The 13,393-nt window shown below is 67.1% G+C and carries 15 protein-coding genes; 9 read left to right on the top strand and 6 right to left on the bottom strand.

From position 1 onward, the window contains the following. Nucleotides 1–15: 15 nt before the first annotated feature. The gene (gene mutM, locus EG854_RS10015; protein WP_123287988.1) at nt 16–879 is read right to left on the bottom strand and encodes a bifunctional DNA-formamidopyrimidine glycosylase/DNA-(apurinic or apyrimidinic site) lyase; all 864 of its coding nucleotides are present in this window, start codon (nt 877–879) and stop codon (nt 16–18) included. Nucleotides 880–1,028: 149 nt separating this feature from the next. Between mutM and typA the strand changes: the two genes are divergently transcribed. Then, complete coding sequence (typA, locus tag EG854_RS10010) at nt 1,029–2,861, top strand: translational GTPase TypA (protein ID WP_123287987.1); 1,833 nt, start codon at nt 1,029–1,031, stop codon at nt 2,859–2,861. Between the two features lie 78 nt (nt 2,862–2,939). Here the strand turns inward: typA and EG854_RS10005 are convergent, their stop codons facing one another. Beyond that, on the bottom strand, nt 2,940–3,182 hold the full coding sequence (locus tag EG854_RS10005) for a GlsB/YeaQ/YmgE family stress response membrane protein (protein WP_123287986.1): 243 nt from the start codon (nt 3,180–3,182) through the stop codon (nt 2,940–2,942). Between the two features lie 193 nt (nt 3,183–3,375). On the opposite strand from EG854_RS10005, the gene EG854_RS10000 reads away from it, so the two are divergent. Both EG854_RS10000 and hisN read left to right on the top strand, forming a co-directional pair. Further along, nucleotides 3,376–3,759, top strand: a complete 384-nt coding sequence (locus EG854_RS10000) for a helix-turn-helix domain-containing protein (protein ID WP_123288078.1) — start codon at nt 3,376–3,378, stop codon at nt 3,757–3,759. Between the two features lie 41 nt (nt 3,760–3,800). Beyond that, nucleotides 3,801–4,586, top strand: a complete 786-nt coding sequence (hisN, locus tag EG854_RS09995; RefSeq protein ID WP_123287985.1) for a histidinol-phosphatase — start codon at nt 3,801–3,803, stop codon at nt 4,584–4,586. On the opposite strand, the gene rarD is transcribed toward hisN, so the two are convergent. Continuing rightward, the gene (gene rarD, locus EG854_RS09990; protein ID WP_123287984.1) at nt 4,583–5,506 is read right to left on the bottom strand and encodes an EamA family transporter RarD; all 924 of its coding nucleotides are present in this window, start codon (nt 5,504–5,506) and stop codon (nt 4,583–4,585) included. The two genes, hisN and rarD, sit on opposite strands and share 4 nt — an antisense overlap. 1 nt (nt 5,507) lies before the next feature. Then, nucleotides 5,508–6,554 (bottom strand): aspartate-semialdehyde dehydrogenase, encoded by a 1,047-nt coding sequence (locus EG854_RS09985; protein ID WP_123287983.1) that lies wholly within the window; start codon nt 6,552–6,554, stop codon nt 5,508–5,510. A 153-nt stretch (nt 6,555–6,707) separates the two neighbouring features. Between EG854_RS09985 and zapE the strand changes: the two genes are divergently transcribed. After that, nucleotides 6,708–7,832, top strand: coding sequence for a cell division protein ZapE (gene zapE / locus EG854_RS09980; protein ID WP_123287982.1), 1,125 nt, complete (start codon nt 6,708–6,710; stop codon nt 7,830–7,832). A gap of 19 nt (nt 7,833–7,851) precedes the next feature. After that, nucleotides 7,852–8,439 (top strand): YbjN domain-containing protein, encoded by a 588-nt coding sequence (locus tag EG854_RS09975; RefSeq protein ID WP_123287981.1) that lies wholly within the window; start codon nt 7,852–7,854, stop codon nt 8,437–8,439. Between the two features lie 28 nt (nt 8,440–8,467). Here the strand turns inward: EG854_RS09975 and mdh are convergent, their stop codons facing one another. Further along, entirely contained in the window at nt 8,468–9,430 is a 963-nt protein-coding gene (gene mdh / locus EG854_RS09970; RefSeq protein WP_123287980.1) for a malate dehydrogenase, read from the bottom strand. Between the two features lie 83 nt (nt 9,431–9,513). Here mdh and EG854_RS09965 point away from each other — a divergent pair, with 83 nt between their 5' ends. Further along, complete coding sequence (locus tag EG854_RS09965) at nt 9,514–9,930, top strand: HIT domain-containing protein (RefSeq protein WP_123287979.1); 417 nt, start codon at nt 9,514–9,516, stop codon at nt 9,928–9,930. Here the strand turns inward: EG854_RS09965 and EG854_RS09960 are convergent. Continuing rightward, complete coding sequence (locus EG854_RS09960; protein WP_123287978.1) at nt 9,927–10,544, bottom strand: hypothetical protein; 618 nt, start codon at nt 10,542–10,544, stop codon at nt 9,927–9,929. The two genes, EG854_RS09965 and EG854_RS09960, sit on opposite strands and share 4 nt — an antisense overlap. A gap of 175 nt (nt 10,545–10,719) precedes the next feature. Between EG854_RS09960 and sdhC the strand changes: the two genes are divergently transcribed. The 3 genes from sdhC to sdhA are packed head-to-tail and all read left to right on the top strand — an operon-like array spanning nt 10,720 to nt 13,392. Continuing rightward, nucleotides 10,720–11,184 carry a succinate dehydrogenase, cytochrome b556 subunit gene (gene sdhC, locus EG854_RS09955; protein ID WP_123287977.1) on the top strand — a complete coding sequence of 155 codons (465 nt, stop codon included), beginning with the start codon at nt 10,720–10,722 and terminating at the stop codon, nt 11,182–11,184. Continuing rightward, nucleotides 11,181–11,588, top strand: coding sequence for a succinate dehydrogenase, hydrophobic membrane anchor protein (gene sdhD / locus EG854_RS09950; RefSeq protein WP_123287976.1), 408 nt, complete (start codon nt 11,181–11,183; stop codon nt 11,586–11,588). Before sdhC ends, sdhD begins: the two co-directional genes overlap by 4 nt. Before the next feature lie 4 nt (nt 11,589–11,592). Then, nucleotides 11,593–13,392: a succinate dehydrogenase flavoprotein subunit gene (gene sdhA, locus EG854_RS09945; protein ID WP_123287975.1), complete on the top strand. Its 1,800-nt coding sequence runs from the start codon at nt 11,593–11,595 to the stop codon at nt 13,390–13,392. The last annotated feature ends 1 nt before the right edge of the window (nt 13,393 follow it).

The raw sequence follows: 13,393 nt of genomic DNA, 5'->3' as shown, positions 1-13,393 counted from the left end.
AAGGCGAAGCGGCCTTCACCGCTTCTGACAGGCCGGGCACCAGAAGGTCGAGCGGCCGCCCTGGACCTGTCTGCGAATGACAGGGTGGTCGGCATTGCGGCGGCAGGGCTGACCTTCGCGGCCATAGACGTCGAAACTGTGCTGGAAATAGCCCTGACCGCCCTCGGCATTGGCAAAGTCGCGCAGGGTCGAGCCGCCGGCCGCAATGGCCTCGGCCAGCACATCGCGCGCCGCAATGGTCAGCCGTTCCAGCCGCGCCTGTGACAGGCTGCCGGCGGCGGCCCCCGGCGAAATGCCGGCCCGCCACAGCGCCTCGCACACATAGATATTGCCCAGCCCCGCCACATGGCGCTGATCCAGCAGGGCCACCTTGACCGGCTGACGGCGGTCTTTGAAGCGCGCCTTCAGATGATCGGCGGAGAAGGCATTGCCCATCGGCTCGGGCCCCAGCCCGGCAAACCAGGGGTGGGCCTCGATCTCATCGGTCGGGATCAGGCCCATGAAGCCGAACCGGCGCGCGTCGGCATAGCCCACCCGCGTGGCGACGCCCTTGCCCGTGGCGTACAGGCTCAGGTGCTCATGCGGCCCCCTCGCCGGGGCGTTGGTCTCAAACTCACCCAGCATCTCGCCGTCCAGGGTGAACCGCCCGGTCATGCCCAGATGGGTCACCCAGGTCTCGCCGGTCGACAGCGGCATCAGCAGATATTTGGCCCGCCGCCCGACCGACAGGACGGTCGCCCCCTCCAGCCGGTCCACGAACCGGTCGGGAAACGCAAAGCGCAGGTCGGCGCGGTTCTGGCGCACCCGGTCGAGGGTGGCGCCGGCCAGCACCGGCTCCAGACCTCGCCTGACGGTTTCAACCTCGGGAAGTTCGGGCATGGCGCTGCTGTAGACCGACGGAACGGCACCGCCAAGCGACCATGGCTGGCCTTTCGTCGCGCGGCCCTGTATGAGGCGCGCGCTCCCCGCACCGTCGCCCTCACCCTGCGGCCCGCCTCTGCCGGCCGCCCTGCACGTCTGATATTCCAATGAACCTTCGCAACGTCGCCATCATCGCCCACGTCGACCACGGCAAGACCACGCTCGTCGACCAGCTGCTGGCCCAGTCCGGTGTCTTCCGAGCCAATGAGGCGACCACCGAACGCGCGATGGACTCCAACGACCAGGAAAAAGAGCGCGGCATCACCATCCTGGCCAAGTGCACCTCGGTGCTCTGGAACGGCAAGGCGGGCGAGACCCGTATCAACATCATCGACACCCCCGGCCACGCCGACTTCGGCGGCGAGGTGGAGCGGATCCTGGGCATGGTGGACGGCTGCGTCATCCTGGTCGATGCCGAAGAGGGGGTCATGCCCCAGACCAAATTCGTGCTGACCAAGGCACTGAAGATGGGCCTGCGTCCCATCCTGTGCATCAACAAGGTCGACCGCGCCCACGCCGATCCCGACCGGGTCCACAACGAGACCTTCGACCTGTTCGCGGCCATCGGCGCGACCGACGAGCAGCTGGACTTCCCCCACATCTACGCCTCGGGCCGCAACGGCTGGGCGACGCTGGATCTGGACAAGCCCAATGACGACCTGTCGCCGCTGTTCGACCTGATCGTCGACCACGTCCCGCCGCCCAAGGTTCAGGAGAACAAGGACAAGCCGTTCCAGATGCTGAACGTGCTGATCGAGTCGGACCCGTTTCTGGGCCGAATCCTGACCGGCCGGATCGAGAGCGGCAAGGCTGTCCCCGGCATGGCGATCCACGCCCTCGACCGCGAAGGCAAGGAAATCGAGCGCGGCCGCATCACCAAGGTTCTGGCCTTCCGCGGCCTGAAGCGGACGGCCCTGGACGAGGGCTCCGAGGCGGGCGACATCGTCGCCATTGCAGGCATGTCCAAGGCGACCGTGGCCGACACCCTGTGCGCCATGGAAGTCACCGACGCCCTGCCCGCCCAGCCGATCGATCCGCCCACCATCTCCATGACCGTGTCGGTCAACGACAGCCCGCTGGCCGGCCGCGAAGGCGACAAGGTCCAGTCGCGCGTCATCCGCGACCGCCTGCTGAAAGAAGCCGAGGCCAATGTCGCCATCCGCGTCACCACCACCCAGGGCGGCGACGCCTATGAAGTGGCCGGCCGCGGCGAACTGCAGCTGGGCGTTCTGATCGAGAACATGCGCCGCGAAGGCTTCGAGGTGTCGATCTCACGTCCGCGCGTGGTCTTCCAGGAAGGTCCGAACGGCGAGAAGCTGGAGCCGATCGAGGACGTCATGATCGACGTCGACGACGAGTTCTCGGGCATCGTCATCGAGAAGCTGTCGGCGCGTAAGGCCGAGATGACCGACATGGGTCCCTCGGGTGCCGGCAAGACCCGCATCCAGCTGAAGTGCCCGTCGCGCTCGCTGATCGGCTATCAGGGCGAATTCCTGACCGATACGCGCGGCTCGGGCGTGCTGAACCGCGTGTTCAGCCACTATGAAGCCTTCAAGGGCGAGATCGCCGGCCGCCTGAAGGGCGTGCTGATCTCGAACTCGGACGGTGAGACCGCCGCCTTCGCCCTGTGGAACCTCGAGGATCGCGGCGTCATGTTCGTCGGCGCCGGCGAAAAGACCTATCAGGGCATGATCATCGGCGAGAACAGCCGCTGGGACGACCTGGACGTCAACCCGATCAAGGGCAAGCAGCTGACCAACGTTCGCGCCTCGGGCAAGGACGAGGCCGTGCGCCTGACGCCGCCGCGCGTCATGTCGCTGGAACAGGCCATCGCCTATATCGACGAGGACGAACTGGTCGAGGTCACGCCCAAGTCGATCCGTCTGCGCAAGCAGACCCTGAACCCCTCATTCCGCAAGAAGCGCATCCGCCCCGAATAGGGTTTGCGCTCAACCGGACATGAAAAAAGGGCGGCCCCGCAAGGAGCCGCCCTTTCTCTTTTCAGTCCGTCACCCGTATCAGGCGCGGCGCTTCACCAGTCCCAGCAGGAACAGCAGGATGATGGCGCCGATGGTGGCGACGATGGTCGAACCGATCCAGCCACCCCAGGCAAAGCCCAGAGCGTTGGCCAGGAAGCCACCGATCACGGCACCGACGATGCCGACGATCAGATTGGTCAGCAGGCCGTGGCTGCGGCCCATGATCTGTTCAGCCAGCCAGCCGGCAATGATACCGACGATGATCCAGAAAATGATGTTCATGTGTGCATCCTTCCATATGTGTCCAAGCTGAACCTTAAATGCGCTCCGTCGCGCCGGGTTGCATGAAGGACGGGATTCCGACGCAATCGCCGAACGCTGTCATTCCCTCGTGACGCGATACCGGCATGAGGTTTGCCGCGTGGAGGGCGAGCCGTTCCGTTTCGGGACAGGTCGCAACACGGGGAAACTGGCCATGGCCACTGACATCGATCTTCACCTGGGGCGCCGTCTGCGCCGCCGCCGCCGCCTTCTGGGCCTGACGCAGCAGCAGCTGGCCACCCAGGTCGGCATCCGCTTTCAGCAGATCCAGAAATACGAATGCGGCGCCAATCGCATCTCGGCCGCCCGCCTGTGGCAGCTGTCCGAGGCGCTGGAGACCCCCGTCAGCTATTTCTATGACGGCCTGACCGAGGCGCTGGAGCGCAGCGAGACCGCCGGGGGTGCGGGGGGTGAGATGTTTTCCCGCAAGGAAACCCTCGACCTGATCCAGGCCTATTACCAGCTGGGCGAGCGGCCGCGCCGTCGCCTTCTGGATCTGGCCAAGTCGCTGCACTCGGAAGGCGACGCCATCGCTTAAATGAGTGACGACGGGCGGCGGCGTCTGTATGCCGCCCACCCATGACCGCACATGAAGCCTTCGCCCTCGAGCTTGCCCGCGTCGCCGCAGGCGTGACCCTGCCCCTGTTCCGCACGGGCGCTGTGGCCGAGGACAAGGGCGAACCGGGCGCCTTCGACCCGGTGACCGAGGCCGACCGGGGGGCCGAGGCGGCCATGCGCCGCCTGATCGAGTCCACCTTTCCCGATCACGGCGTGGTCGGCGAGGAGTATGGCGCCGACCGGCCCGATGCCGAATGGGTCTGGGTTCTGGATCCCGTCGACGGCACCCGCGCCTTCGTCGCCGGCCTGCCGCTGTGGACCACCCTGATCGGCCTGACCCATCAGGGACGCCCGGTCGTGGGCGCCGTCGCCCAGCCGTATCTGGACGAGGTGTTTCTGGGCGGCCCGTCGGGCGCCCGCTGCGTCGCCCGTGGAACAGACACGCCGATCGCCACCCGCGCCTGTCCCAGGCTCAATGACGCCGTGATCTCGACCACGGACCCCGACATCTTCACCGGCGCCGAACTGGGCGCCTGGCGACAGGTGCGCGCCACCGCCCGCCTCGCCCGGCTGGGCTGCGATGCCTATGCCTATGCCATGCTGGCCTCGGGCCATATCGATCTGGTCGCCGAGACCGCGCTCAAGCCCTGGGACTGGACCGCACTGGTCGCCCTGGTCGAGGCCGCGGGCGGCACGGTGACCGACTGGCTGGGCAACACCCCCAAGGACGACGGCCGCATTCTGGCGGTCGGCGATGACGCTTTGACCGAGCAGGCCCTGCTGACCCTTCGCCGCGCGGTCAGCTAGACCGGTTCAGCCTGGGACTCCAGCGCCTTGCGGGCCAGTCGCGCCCGGCGCCAGGCCGCCCACAGGAAGACGGCGGCCCCCAGCCAGATGAAACCGAACGACACCCCACGCAGCCAGGTGAATTCCTCGCCCTGGCTGACCCCGATGACAAAGCTGATGGTCGGGGCGACGAACTGCAGAAAGCCGATGGTGGTCAGGGGCAGGCGCCGCGCCGCCCACGAGAACAGCACCAGCGGCCCGACCGTCACCGGCCCGGCCATGGCCAGCCAGAAGGCGGCATTCGGACTGTCGAAAAACACCCCCGCCCCCTGACTGTGCAGCCAGATCAGCCAAGCCAGGCCGAACGGCGCCATGATCAAACATTCGACGAACAGGCCCGCCTGGGCATCGGCGCGCACGCGTTTGCGGATCACCCCATAGGCGGCGAACGACACTGCCAGCGTCAGGGAGATGATCGGCAACCGCCCCAGCGCCACGGCCTGCAGGGCCACGCCTGTGGCGGCCAGGGCAATGGCCACGAGGCCTGCGCGACTGATCCGCTCGCGGAACAGCCAGGCCCCCAGCGCCATATTGAACAGCGGGTTCAGATAATAGCCGAGGCTGGTCTCCAGCGTGTGGCCGTTGTTGACCGCCCAGACGAACAGGCCCCAGTTCAGGGCGATAAGGCCGGTCGAGAGTATCAGCCAGCCCAGCGTCCGGCGGTCGGCAAAGGCGGCCTTGACCTGGTCCGACTGGCGCGCCCACAGGACCAGCACGGTGGCCCACAGCAGGCCCCAGACTGCCCGGTGGCCCATGATCTCAAAGGCATCCGCCCCCGCCACCCCCATCGGCTGATAGATCAGCGGCGACAGACCCCACAGCACATAACATCCCAGCCCCGCCAGCAGGGCCGCGCGGGCGTCGGGCGCGGAAGCCGTCACCTCAGACCGTCAGGGTGCGATAGCCACCGGCAGGCTTGATCATGCCGGTCTCGTCCAGCAGCTGGGCGATCTGGACGGCGTTCAGCGCCGCGCCCTTCCTCAGATTGTCCGAGACCACCCACAGGTTCAGGCCGTTCTCGACCGTCGGGTCCTTGCGGATGCGGCTGACGAAGACGGCGAATTCGCCCGCTGCGTCGATCGGCGTGACGTAACCGTCGGCCTCGGCCTTGTCGACGACCAGCACACCGGGCGCCTCGCGCAGGATCTCGCGCGCCTCGTCGGGCGAGATCGGACGGTCAAACTCCAGATTGACGGATTCGGAGTGGCCGACGAACACGGGCACCCGCACGCAGGTGACGGTCAGCTGGATGTCCGGATCGAGGATCTTGTGGGTCTCGGCCCACATCTTGGCCTCTTCCTCGGTATAGCCGTCGTCGCGGAAGGCCCCGATCATCGGGATCAGGTTAAAGGCGATCTGCTTGGGGAAATGCTTGGGACGGGCGTCGCCGAGGCCATAGATGGCCTTGGTCTGGGTCCACAGCTCGTCCATGCCCGCCTTGCCCGCGCCGGACACCGACTGATAGGTCGAGACCACCGCCCGCTTGATCTTCGCCGCGTCATGCAGGGGCTTCAGCGCCACCACCAGCTGGGCGGTCGAGCAGTTGGGGTTGGCGATGATGTTCTTCTTCGTCGCCAGCTTGATCGCGTCCGGGTTCACCTCGGGCACGATCAGCGGCACGTCCGGATCCATGCGGAAGGCCGAGGAATTGTCGATCACCATCGGACCGGCCTTGCCGATCTTTTCCGACCATTCGCGGCTGGCATCGCCGCCGGCGCTCATCAGCACCAGATCGACGGTCGAGAAGTCAAAGCTGTCGATGCTCTCGCATTTGACCGTCCGGTCACCAAAGCTGACCTCGATGCCCTTGGACTTGCGCGACGCAACCGCGTGCATCTCCGTCACCGGGAAGTTCAGTTCCTCGAGGATGTTCAGCATTTCCCGGCCGACATTGCCGGTGGCGCCTACGACGGCGACGCGATAGCCCATAATGGTCATGTCCTTCGGACGCCCTACGCTCGCGCCGCGGGCGCTCGCTACTTGAGGGCTGTTGGGGAAAGCGGGTGCAGGCCCTGCATGTAGTCATTCCCCCGGGCCACGCAATCGCTTTTCAGTCGCGGCGACGCCCGCTATCCCCGTCGCATGGTCTCCCGTATCGAACGCGTCCACGCGAAAAAGCTGAAAGACGGCTCCCTGAAGCCCGATCCGGGTCAGGACGCGGCCCTGAAAGCCCTCGCCCGGCTGGAAAAGGATCTGAAGCGGCGCGGCCTGTTCGGCGGCGTGCCCGAGGTGCGCGGCATCTATCTGTATGGCCCGCCCGGACGCGGCAAGTCCATGCTGATGGACCTGTTCTTCGCCAATATTCAGGAGCCGCGAAAGACCCGCGCCCACTTCCACGCCTTCCTGTCGCGCGTTCACATCCTGATGCGCCGCTGGCGTGAGGGCGACAAGCGGGCGCGCAAGGCCACCTTCGGACAGTGGAAGGGCGACGACCCGATCGGCCCCGTCGCCGCCCTGATCGCCTCGGAGGCCCGCCTGTTGTGCTTCGACGAGCTGCAGGTCACCGACATTGCCGACGCCCTGATCCTCGGCCGGCTGTTCCAGGCCCTGTTCGAGCACAAGGTGGTGCTGGCCGTGACCTCGAACCGCCGACCGCAGGACCTCTATCTCAACGGCGTCAACCGCGAGCTGTTCGTGCCCTTCATCGACATTGTCGAGGCCCGTTGCGAGACGGTCGAGGTGGCGGGCTCGAGGGACTGGCGCATCGACACCCTCGCCTCCGCCCCCGCCTGGTATGACTCCACGCGCCCCGACGGTCGCGAGGGATTCGACGCCCTGTGGCAGCGGCTGCGCGGGGACGAACCCGAGGAGCCCGCGACACTGGACGTGCTGGGCCGCGCCATCGAGGTCGAGCGCACCGTGGGCGGCATGGCTCGTGCGCCCTTCGCCGCGCTGTGCCAGAGGGCGCTGGGCGCCAATGACTACCTCGCCCTCGCCGAACGCTTCCACACCCTGTTCCTCGAGGATGTGCCGGTACTCGGCCCCGACGACCACGCCGCCGCCCGCCGTCTGGTGACGCTGATCGATGCCCTGTATGAAGCCCGCACACGGCTGGTGGTTCTGGCCGCCGCCCCGGCCGAGGACCTCTATCCCGAAGGGCAGGAGACCTTCGAATTTGGCCGCACCGTATCGCGCCTCAAGGAAATGACCGGCAAGGCCTGGTTGTCCGCCACAGGATCGCCCCCCTCGCCCCCCACAGATAAATGAACCTCAAAGGGAGATATTGATGTTTCGTCGTTTGAGTGCCCTTGCGCCCCTGATCGCCGCCCCCGCCCTGCTGATGGCGATGCCCGCCCTCGCCGCTGCCGATCCGGGCGCGGCGTCCCTGGCCGTCCCGGTCGCAGCCCCGACGCAGGAGGCCGTCGTTGGCCTGACCCCCGCAGAGGTTCGCGCCTGGCTGATGGAAAAGGGCGCCACGGTCGAGGAGCCGCAGACCATCGAGGGCCAGACCCTGCTGCGGGTCAATGACGGCAGCGCCAACTGGTTGATCTTCTTCTACGGCTGCGACGCTGCGGGCCGCTGTCAGGACATCCAGTTCGCCGCCAACATCGTGGCCGACGGCCTGTCGCTGGACCGGATCAATGCCTGGAATCGCGAGCAGCGCTTTGTGAAGGCTTATCTGCAGTCGAACGTCGATGGCACGCCGTCCGCGGTGCTGCAGTTCGACGTGCTGCTGCTGGCTGGTCTGGGCGTCGATCAGCTGAACGACCCGACGGTCGTCTGGCTGGAACTGCTGGCCCGCTTCATCGAAGGCCTGATCGCCCCCACGACCGAGACCACGGCCCCGGCCCCGGTGACCCTGCCCACGAACTGATCGCGGGCAGGATCACGAGGGATCAGGTTCAGGCCAGCGAGGCGTCGATGTCCTTGCAGGCCTGGATCAGGCCCTGGACGGATTCGACCGACTTCTTGAACATCGCCTTCTCATCGTCATTGGTCGAGAATTCGATGACCTTTTCGACGCCGTTCGCGCCGATCAGGGCCGGCACGCCGACATACAGGTCCGACAGACCGTATTCGCCCGACAACCAGACGGCGCAGGGCAGGACGCGCTTCTGGTCCAGCAGGTACGACCGCGCCATGGCGATGGCCGATTCCGCCGGGGCATAGAAGGCCGAGCCGGTCTTCAGCAGGGCCACGATCTCGCCGCCGCCCTTCCTCGTGCGCTCGACGATGGCGTCCAGCTCGCCCTGCGACAGCATTCCGGCCGACACCGCGTCCGGCAGGGACAGACCGCCGACGGTCGAGTGGCGCACCATCGGCACCATGTCGTCGCCGTGACCGCCCAGGGTCCAGGCGTGGATGTCCTGGATCGACACGCCGGTCTTTTCAGCGAGGAAATAGGCAAAGCGGGCCGAGTCGAGCACGCCGGCCATGCCGACGACCTTCTCCTTGGGCAGGCCCGAGAATTTCTGCAGGGCCCACACCATGGCGTCCAGCGGGTTGGTGATGCAGATGACGAAGGCGTTGGGGGCATGCGCCTTGATGCCCTCACCCACAGCCTTCATGACTTTGAGGTTGATGCCGATTAGGTCGTCGCGGCTCATGCCGGGTTTGCGCGGCACACCGGCGGTGACGATGCAGACGTCGGCGCCGGCGATGTCCTCATAGGCATTGGCGCCCTTCAGCGAGACGTCGGTGCCGATCACGGCGGTGGCCTCGGCGATGTCCAGCGCCTTGCCCTGCGGCATGCCCTCGGCGATGTCGAACAGGATCACGTCGCCCAGCGCCTCGCGCGCCGCAACGTGGGCCAGGGTGCCGCCGATCATTCCGGCACCGATAAGGGCGATCTTGGCGCGAGCCATGGGCAGTCTCCAGTCAGCGATGGGGAGGTAAAAAGTCTGGGCGGCGGTCTAGACCCGGGCGCACCGCACTGCAAGGCTGGGGCATGACCGCCTTTGCTGCCGACCCGGCCTTTGACGCCGGATCCCTTGCCGTCACCGACTGGCCGCTGTGTCAGGTGCGGCTGCAGGACGACGCGCGCTTTCCGTGGCTGATCCTGATCCCGCGCGTGCCCGGCAGGGTCGAGATCGAGGACCTGTCGCCGGAGGACCGGACCCGGTTTCTGGACGAGGGGCTGCGCGCCGGGGCGCTGGTCCGGCAGATGGGCGAGGTGCTGGAGCGACCGGTCGACAAGTTGAACCTGGCGGCGCTCGGCAATGTCACGGCCCAGCTGCATCTGCATGTCATCGGGCGCAGGCGCGATGATCCGGTCTGGCCCGATCCGGTCTGGGGACGCGGCACACCTCAGCCGTGGCCAGATGTCGAGCGCGAGACCCTGATGGCGATCATCCGCGCAGCCTAGTCCGGTTTCGGGACCAGGCTGACTCTCAGGCGACGGCGCTCGCCCTGAAGCGTGCCGGACCAGCCGCGCCCGACCCGTTGCAACTCCAGCCGCCCGCCCTCGGTCGGCCCCTCCCCGATCAGCAGCAGGCTGACGGTGTCTCCGTCCCGGCTTCCGGACGTCAGGGTGCCCGCCGCGGGTGTGGTGCGCGACATCCATGCCCCCTCGATCGGCTGCCCCGGCCCATAATCGACCAGCACGATCGACATCAGCACACCACCCTCGGGATCGACCAGCTGCCAGGCGCCGTCCATCGGGCCCATGCGCTGATCCATGCGCATCTCGGCCGAGATCACGCCCTGGTCATAGGCCAGCGCCGCATCGGTCGGTCCGGCCTCGAACTGACCTTCATAGGCATTGATCGTCACCATGCCGCGGATCGGTCCGCGCCAGGTACCGGTGCTGTTGTCACCCTCCGCACCGTCATCTCCGAAGCCCGCAGGTGGCTCGAACGGGCGGATGGCCGGGGCCTCATACAGGGACTGGCTGGGCAGGGGCACCGGATCCTGCAGCGGCGGGCCGGGATCCTGCAGGCCGGACAGGACGATCAGAAAAGCAGGGACAGTCGCGATCATGGTCCAACCCTAACGCGCGACTGCGGCAGATGGCCACCCCGCCTGCCCGGCGCGTTTCCGGTCTCGTAACTTCCCCTGTGACACGGCGTTTCGTTGACAGGGGCTCGCGCGGCTCTCTAAAGCCTTGGCCGTTCCCGTCCGTTGATTTGTCCCGGGTTTTTTGAGAACCATTCGCATGTCGGAACCCCTTTCGGGCAGCCCCGCCGATCAGGCCGGACCGCCCCAGTTCTACACTCCCCAGCCGAACGGCCGCGTCCGTCCGACTTCGCCCCACCTGCAGATCTGGCGCTGGCATGTGACCATGCTGGGATCGATCCTGCACCGCATCACCGGCTCGGGTCTGGCAGGCGGCGTCGTGCTGGTGGCCCTGTGGCTGGGGGCGCTGGCCTTCGGGCCCGAGGCCTATGAGACCTTTGTCGGACTGGCCGGGTCGCCGCTGGGGCTGATCGTCTGGTTCGCCCTGTCGCTGGCGGGCTTCTATCATCTGGCGTCCGGGGTCCGGCACCTGATCTGGGACACCGGCGCGGGCCTGTCGCCCAAGGGCGCCTCGACCCTGACGACGATCACCCTGGTGTTCGCCGTCGTCGCCACCCTGACCTTCTGGGGCTGGCTGTTCGCTTCCGGAAAGGTGACGCTGTGAGCGCGCACAGGTCTGTCTATCGCAAGAACGTCAAGGTCGCCGAGCGCAAGGGCGCGGGCGGCTGGCTGGCCGAGCGGCTGTCGTCGCTGGTGCTGGTGCCCCTGACCCTGTGGGCCCTGTGGTCCGCCGCCATGATCGCCGGCACCGGCTATGAAGGCGCGCTCGACTGGTTCGTCCAGCCCTTGAACGCCTGGCTGCTGGCCGCCACCTGGCTGGTCACCCTGTGGCACATGAATATGGGCATTACGGTCATCGTCGAGGACTACATCCACAAGCGCTCGACCCTGGGCCTGCTGCTCGGCCTCAACACCCTGCTGTGCCTGTCTCTGGCCGTCATCGGCCTGCTGTTCATCACACGACTGGCACTGGGCTCTGACCCGCTGCCGGCCGGCTTCGGAGTCTAGTCGTTTGGCCTCTTACGAATTCGTCGATCACGAATATGACGTCGTTGTCGTGGGCGCCGGGGGCTCGGGCCTGCGGGCGGCGCTGGGTGCCGCGCGCGAGGGGCTGAAGGTCGCCTGCGTGACCAAGGTCTTCCCGACCCGCTCGCACACGGTCGCGGCCCAGGGCGGCATCTCCGCCTCGCTCGGCAATATGGGCGAGGACTCGTGGAAATGGCACATGTACGACACCGTCAAGGGGTCGGACTGGCTGGGCGACCAGGACGCCATCGAATACCTGGTCCGCGAGGCCCCCAAGGCCGTCTATGAGCTGGAACACTGGGGCGTGCCCTTCTCGCGCACCGAGGAAGGCAAGATCTACCAGCGCGCCTTTGGCGGCATGACCAAAAACTATGGCGAGGGCCCGGTGCAGCGCACCTGCGCCGCCGCGGACCGCACCGGTCACGCCATCCTGCACACCCTGTACGGCCAGTCGGTGCGCCGCGAGGTGAAGTTCTTCGTCGAATATTTCGCGCTGGACCTGATCATGCAGGACCAGGCCTCGGGCCCCGCCGCCTGCACCGGCGTCACCGCGCTCCAGCTCGACACCGGCCAGCTGCACCGCTTCCGCGCCAAGATGGTCATTCTGGCCACCGGCGGATACGGCCGCGCCTATTTCTCGGCCACCAGCGCCCACACCTGCACGGGTGACGGCAATGCCATGGTGCTGCGCGCCGGCCTGCCGCTGCAGGACATGGAGTTTGTCCAGTTCCACCCGACCGGCATCTATGGCGCCGGTTGCCTGATCACCGAGGGTGCGCGCGGCGAGGGCGGCTATCTGACCAATTCCGAGGGTGAGCGCTTCATGGAGCGCTATGCCCCCTCGGCCAAGGATCTGGCCAGCCGCGACGTGGTCAGCCGCTCCATGACCATCGAAATTCGCGAAGGGCGCGGCGTGGGCCCGAACAAGGACCACATCTTCCTGCACCTCGACCACCTGGACCCCAAGGTCCTGCACCAGCGCCTGCCCGGCATCTCCGAATCGGCCAAGATCTTTGCCGGGGTCGATGTGACCAGGGCCCCGATCCCGGTGCTGCCGACGGTCCACTACAATATGGGCGGCATTCCCACGAACTATCACGGCGAGGTCCTGACCAAGGCCGGCGACGACGGCAGTGTCGTGGTCCCGGGCCTGATGGCCGTGGGCGAGGCCGCCTGCGTCTCGGTGCACGGCGCCAACCGTCTTGGCTCCAATTCCCTGACCGATCTGGTGGTGTTCGGCCGCGCCGCCGGCCTGCGCGCCGGTGAAGTGGTCGACAAGGCCTCGAAGGTGCCCGACGCCCCGGCCTCGGCGACCGACGCCCACGTCGCCCGTCTGGACCGGTTCCGCAACGCCTCGGGCTCGACGCCGACCGCCGAGCTGCGCCTCAGCATGCAGCGCGCCATGCAGTCCGACGCCGCCGTCTTCCGCACCGGCAAGACGCTGGACGAGGGCGTGGCCAAGCTGCGCGCCATCGACGATGCCATCGGCGACATCCGCGTCACCGACCGCGGCATGATCTGGAACACCGACCTGATCGAGACCCTGGAATACGACAATCTGATCGCCCAGGCCGCCGTCACCATCGAAAGCGCGGCCAACCGCAAGGAAAGCCGCGGCGCCCATGCGCGTGAGGACTTCCCCGACCGCGATGACGTGAACTGGATGAAGCACACCCTGGCCTGGAAGACCCCGGGCCAGCGGGTGAAGATCGACTATCGCGCCGTTCACGACTTCACCCTGACCGACGAGATCGACTACATCAAACCCAAGGCGCGGGTGTATTAAG

This window comes from Brevundimonas halotolerans (genome assembly GCF_003730275.1).
GTDB classification, from domain to species: domain Bacteria; phylum Pseudomonadota; class Alphaproteobacteria; order Caulobacterales; family Caulobacteraceae; genus Brevundimonas; species Brevundimonas halotolerans.
Note: the sequence above shows the minus strand (reverse complement) of the source record. Positions and strands in the feature narration are given on the sequence as shown.

Bases quoted from the DNA above. Each gene is read 5' to 3' on its own strand.
- mutM (WP_123287988.1), bottom strand. From the start codon at position 879: ATGCCCGAACTTCCCGAGGTTGAAACCGTCAGGCGAGGTCTGGAGCCG.
- typA (WP_123287987.1), top strand. From the start codon at position 1,029: ATGAACCTTCGCAACGTCGCCATCATCGCCCACGTCGACCACGGCAAG.
- EG854_RS10005 (WP_123287986.1), bottom strand. From the start codon at position 3,182: ATGAACATCATTTTCTGGATCATCGTCGGTATCATTGCCGGCTGGCTG.
- EG854_RS10000 (WP_123288078.1), top strand. From the start codon at position 3,376: ATGGCCACTGACATCGATCTTCACCTGGGGCGCCGTCTGCGCCGCCGC.
- hisN (WP_123287985.1), top strand. From the start codon at position 3,801: ATGACCGCACATGAAGCCTTCGCCCTCGAGCTTGCCCGCGTCGCCGCA.
- EG854_RS09985 (WP_123287983.1), bottom strand. From the start codon at position 6,554: ATGGGCTATCGCGTCGCCGTCGTAGGCGCCACCGGCAATGTCGGCCGG.
- zapE (WP_123287982.1), top strand. From the start codon at position 6,708: ATGGTCTCCCGTATCGAACGCGTCCACGCGAAAAAGCTGAAAGACGGC.
- EG854_RS09975 (WP_123287981.1), top strand. From the start codon at position 7,852: ATGTTTCGTCGTTTGAGTGCCCTTGCGCCCCTGATCGCCGCCCCCGCC.
- mdh (WP_123287980.1), bottom strand. From the start codon at position 9,430: ATGGCTCGCGCCAAGATCGCCCTTATCGGTGCCGGAATGATCGGCGGC.
- EG854_RS09965 (WP_123287979.1), top strand. From the start codon at position 9,514: ATGACCGCCTTTGCTGCCGACCCGGCCTTTGACGCCGGATCCCTTGCC.
- EG854_RS09960 (WP_123287978.1), bottom strand. From the start codon at position 10,544: ATGATCGCGACTGTCCCTGCTTTTCTGATCGTCCTGTCCGGCCTGCAG.
- sdhC (WP_123287977.1), top strand. From the start codon at position 10,720: ATGTCGGAACCCCTTTCGGGCAGCCCCGCCGATCAGGCCGGACCGCCC.